Annotated in this window: 2 rRNA genes; both read right to left on the bottom strand. The window is 51.3% G+C overall.

What is annotated here, in order from left to right:
- Nucleotides 1–90: 90 nt before the first annotated feature.
- Nucleotides 91–2982: ribosomal RNA gene (locus MO767_RS30770) — 23S ribosomal RNA — on the bottom strand.
- Between the two features lie 300 nt (nt 2983–3282).
- Nucleotides 3283–4821: ribosomal RNA gene (locus MO767_RS30765) — 16S ribosomal RNA — on the bottom strand.
- Together the 16S and 23S rRNA genes form the textbook arrangement of a ribosomal RNA operon.
- Nucleotides 4822–5019: the final 198 nt, after the last annotated feature.

Here is a 5019-nt window from a genome sequence, read left to right as displayed (position 1 = left end):
TCGAACTTTCGGTTCGTTTCGTCTTCACACACCGCAATCTGGCGCTCTTTCGCTTTTCAGCTCGAAGTCAGCAAATTGCTTGGGTGTTATATGGTCAAGCCTCACGGGCAATTAGTATTGGTTAGCTCAACGCCTCACAGCGCTTACACACCCAACCTATCAACGTCGTAGTCTTCGACGGCCCTTCAGGGGACTCAAGGTCCCAGTGAGATCTCATCTTGAGGCTAGTTTCCCGCTTAGATGCTTTCAGCGGTTATCTATTCCGAACATAGCTACCCGGCAATGCCACTGGCGTGACAACCGGAACACCAGAGGTTCGTCCACTCCGGTCCTCTCGTACTAGGAGCAGCCCCTCTCAAATCTCAAACGTCCACGGCAGATAGGGACCGAACTGTCTCACGACGTTCTAAACCCAGCTCGCGTACCACTTTAAATGGCGAACAGCCATACCCTTGGGACCGGCTTCAGCCCCAGGATGTGATGAGCCGACATCGAGGTGCCAAACACCGCCGTCGATATGAACTCTTGGGCGGTATCAGCCTGTTATCCCCGGAGTACCTTTTATCCGTTGAGCGATGGCCCTTCCATACAGAACCACCGGATCACTAAGACCTACTTTCGTACCTGCTCGACGTGTCTGTCTCGCAGTCAAGCGCGCTTTTGCCTTTATACTCTACGACCGATTTCCGACCGGTCTGAGCGCACCTTCGTACTCCTCCGTTACTCTTTAGGAGGAGACCGCCCCAGTCAAACTACCCACCATACACTGTCCTCGATCCGGATAACGGACCTGAGTTAGAACCTCAAAGTTGCCAGGGTGGTATTTCAAGGTTGGCTCCACGCGAACTGGCGTCCACGCTTCAAAGCCTCCCACCTATCCTACACAAGCAAATTCAAAGTCCAGTGCAAAGCTATAGTAAAGGTTCACGGGGTCTTTCCGTCTAGCCGCGGATACACTGCATCTTCACAGCGATTTCAATTTCACTGAGTCTCGGGTGGAGACAGCGCCGCCATCGTTACGCCATTCGTGCAGGTCGGAACTTACCCGACAAGGAATTTCGCTACCTTAGGACCGTTATAGTTACGGCCGCCGTTTACCGGGGCTTCGATCAAGAGCTTCGCGTTAGCTAACCCCATCAATTAACCTTCCGGCACCGGGCAGGCGTCACACCCTATACGTCCACTTTCGTGTTTGCAGAGTGCTGTGTTTTTAATAAACAGTCGCAGCGGCCTGGTATCTTCGACCGGCATGGGCTTACGCAGTAAATGCTTCACCCTCACCGGCGCACCTTCTCCCGAAGTTACGGTGCCATTTTGCCTAGTTCCTTCACCCGAGTTCTCTCAAGCGCCTTGGTATTCTCTACCCAACCACCTGTGTCGGTTTGGGGTACGGTTCCTGGTTACCTGAAGCTTAGAAGCTTTTCTTGGAAGCATGGCATCAACCACTTCGTCACCCAAAGGGTAACTCGTCATCAGCTCTCGGCCTTAGAATCCCGGATTTACCTAAGATTCCAGCCTACCACCTTAAACTTGGACAACCAACGCCAAGCTGGCCTAGCCTTCTCCGTCCCTCCATCGCAATAACCAGAAGTACAGGAATATTAACCTGTTTTCCATCGACTACGCTTTTCAGCCTCGCCTTAGGGACCGACTAACCCTGCGTCGATTAACGTTGCGCAGGAAACCTTGGTCTTTCGGCGTGGGTGTTTTTCACACCCATTGTCGTTACTCATGTCAGCATTCGCACTTCTGATACCTCCAGCAAGCTTCTCAACTCACCTTCACAGGCTTACAGAACGCTCCTCTACCGCATCACCTAAGTGATACCCGTAGCTTCGGTGTATGGTTTGAGCCCCGTTACATCTTCCGCGCAGGCCGACTCGACTAGTGAGCTATTACGCTTTCTTTAAAGGGTGGCTGCTTCTAAGCCAACCTCCTAGCTGTCTAAGCCTTCCCACATCGTTTCCCACTTAACCATAACTTTGGGACCTTAGCTGACGGTCTGGGTTGTTTCCCTTTTCACGACGGACGTTAGCACCCGCCGTGTGTCTCCCATGCTCGGCACTTGTAGGTATTCGGAGTTTGCATCGGTTTGGTAAGTCGGGATGACCCCCTAGCCGAAACAGTGCTCTACCCCCTACAGTGATACATGAGGCGCTACCTAAATAGCTTTCGAGGAGAACCAGCTATCTCCGAGCTTGATTAGCCTTTCACTCCGATCCACAGGTCATCCGCTAACTTTTCAACGGTAGTCGGTTCGGTCCTCCAGTTAGTGTTACCCAACCTTCAACCTGCCCATGGATAGATCGCCCGGTTTCGGGTCTATTCCCAGCGACTAGACGCCCTATTAAGACTCGCTTTCGCTACGCCTCCCCTATTCGGTTAAGCTCGCCACTGAAAATAAGTCGCTGACCCATTATACAAAAGGTACGCAGTCACCCAACAAAGTGGGCTCCCACTGCTTGTACGCATACGGTTTCAGGATCTATTTCACTCCCCTCTCCGGGGTTCTTTTCGCCTTTCCCTCACGGTACTAGTTCACTATCGGTCAGTCAGTAGTATTTAGCCTTGGAGGATGGTCCCCCCATATTCAGACAAAGTTTCTCGTGCTCCGTCCTACTCGATTTCATGACTAAGAGATTTTCGCGTACAGGGCTATCACCCACTATGGCCGTACTTTCCAGAACGTTCCGCTAATCTCAAAGCCACTTAAGGGCTAGTCCCCGTTCGCTCGCCACTACTAAGGGAATCTCGGTTGATTTCTTTTCCTCAGGGTACTTAGATGTTTCAGTTCCCCTGGTTCGCTTCTTAAGCCTATGTATTCAGCTTAAGATACCTAACTTATGTTAGGTGGGTTCCCCCATTCAGACATCTCCGGATCAAAGTCTGTTTGCCGACTCCCCGAAGCTTTTCGCAGGCTACCACGTCTTTCATCGCCTCTGACTGCCAAGGCATCCACCGTATGCGCTTCTTCACTTGACCATATAACCCCAAGCAATCTGGTTATACTGTGAAGACGACATTCGCCGAAAATTCGATAATACTCAATTAAGAGCAACTCACAAATTTTACCTTAGCCTGATCCGTTACCAGTGAAAGTAACGTCCAGTCTATCTTTCTATCACATACCCAAATTTTTAAAGAACGATCTAATCAAAGACTAGAAATCAACATTCACCATCTCACGATGGAATGCTCATTTCTAAGCTTTCTACTCTATCGTCTTCTTCAATGAATCAAGCAATTCGTGTGGGAACTTATGGAGCAGCTGATGTCGTCGATTAAGGAGGTGATCCAGCCGCAGGTTCCCCTACGGCTACCTTGTTACGACTTCACCCCAGTCATGAATCACACCGTGGTAACCGTCCTCCCGAAGGTTAGACTAGCTACTTCTGGTGCAACCCACTCCCATGGTGTGACGGGCGGTGTGTACAAGGCCCGGGAACGTATTCACCGCGACATTCTGATTCGCGATTACTAGCGATTCCGACTTCACGCAGTCGAGTTGCAGACTGCGATCCGGACTACGATCGGTTTTCTGGGATTAGCTCCACCTCGCGGCTTGGCAACCCTCTGTACCGACCATTGTAGCACGTGTGTAGCCCAGGCCGTAAGGGCCATGATGACTTGACGTCATCCCCACCTTCCTCCGGTTTGTCACCGGCAGTCTCCTTAGAGTGCCCACCATTACGTGCTGGTAACTAAGGACAAGGGTTGCGCTCGTTACGGGACTTAACCCAACATCTCACGACACGAGCTGACGACAGCCATGCAGCACCTGTCTCAATGCTCCCGAAGGCACCAATCCATCTCTGGAAAGTTCATTGGATGTCAAGGCCTGGTAAGGTTCTTCGCGTTGCTTCGAATTAAACCACATGCTCCACCGCTTGTGCGGGCCCCCGTCAATTCATTTGAGTTTTAACCTTGCGGCCGTACTCCCCAGGCGGTCAACTTAATGCGTTAGCTGCGCCACTAAGAGCTCAAGGCTCCCAACGGCTAGTTGACATCGTTTACGGCGTGGACTACCAGGGTATCTAATCCTGTTTGCTCCCCACGCTTTCGCACCTCAGTGTCAGTATCAGTCCAGGTGGTCGCCTTCGCCACTGGTGTTCCTTCCTATATCTACGCATTTCACCGCTACACAGGAAATTCCACCACCCTCTACCATACTCTAGCTTGTCAGTTTTGAATGCAGTTCCCAGGTTGAGCCCGGGGATTTCACATCCAACTTAACAAACCACCTACGCGCGCTTTACGCCCAGTAATTCCGATTAACGCTTGCACCCTCTGTATTACCGCGGCTGCTGGCACAGAGTTAGCCGGTGCTTATTCTGTCGGTAACGTCAAGACACCAACGTATTAGGTTAATGCCCTTCCTCCCAACTTAAAGTGCTTTACAATCCGAAGACCTTCTTCACACACGCGGCATGGCTGGATCAGGCTTTCGCCCATTGTCCAATATTCCCCACTGCTGCCTCCCGTAGGAGTCTGGACCGTGTCTCAGTTCCAGTGTGACTGATCATCCTCTCAGACCAGTTACGGATCGTCGCCTTGGTGAGCCATTACCTCACCAACTAGCTAATCCGACCTAGGCTCATCTGATAGCGCAAGGCCCGAAGGTCCCCTGCTTTCTCCCGTAGGACGTATGCGGTATTAGCGTCCGTTTCCGAGCGTTATCCCCCACTACCAGGCAGATTCCTAGGCATTACTCACCCGTCCGCCGCTCGCCACCAGGTACAAGTACCCGTGCTGCCGCTCGACTTGCATGTGTTAGGCCTGCCGCCAGCGTTCAATCTGAGCCATGATCAAACTCTTCAGTTCAAACATCTTTGGGTTTTTAAGAAACCCTAAACTTGGCTCAGCAATCGTTGGTTACATCTTTGATTTCTCGCGGAGTAACTTGTGATGCTGATAATCTTGTTGACTATCAGTCTGACTCCACAAGCACCCACACGAATTGCTTGATTCAGTTGTTAAAGAGCGGTTGGTTAAGATCTTTCGTCTCAACCGAGGCGCGCA

It is taken from the genome of Pseudomonas sp. UYIF39 (genome assembly GCF_029963765.1).
Lineage (GTDB): Bacteria > Pseudomonadota > Gammaproteobacteria > Pseudomonadales > Pseudomonadaceae > Aquipseudomonas.
The sequence above is the reverse complement of the archived record's forward strand: the minus strand, read 5'-3'. Positions and strand labels throughout refer to the sequence as shown.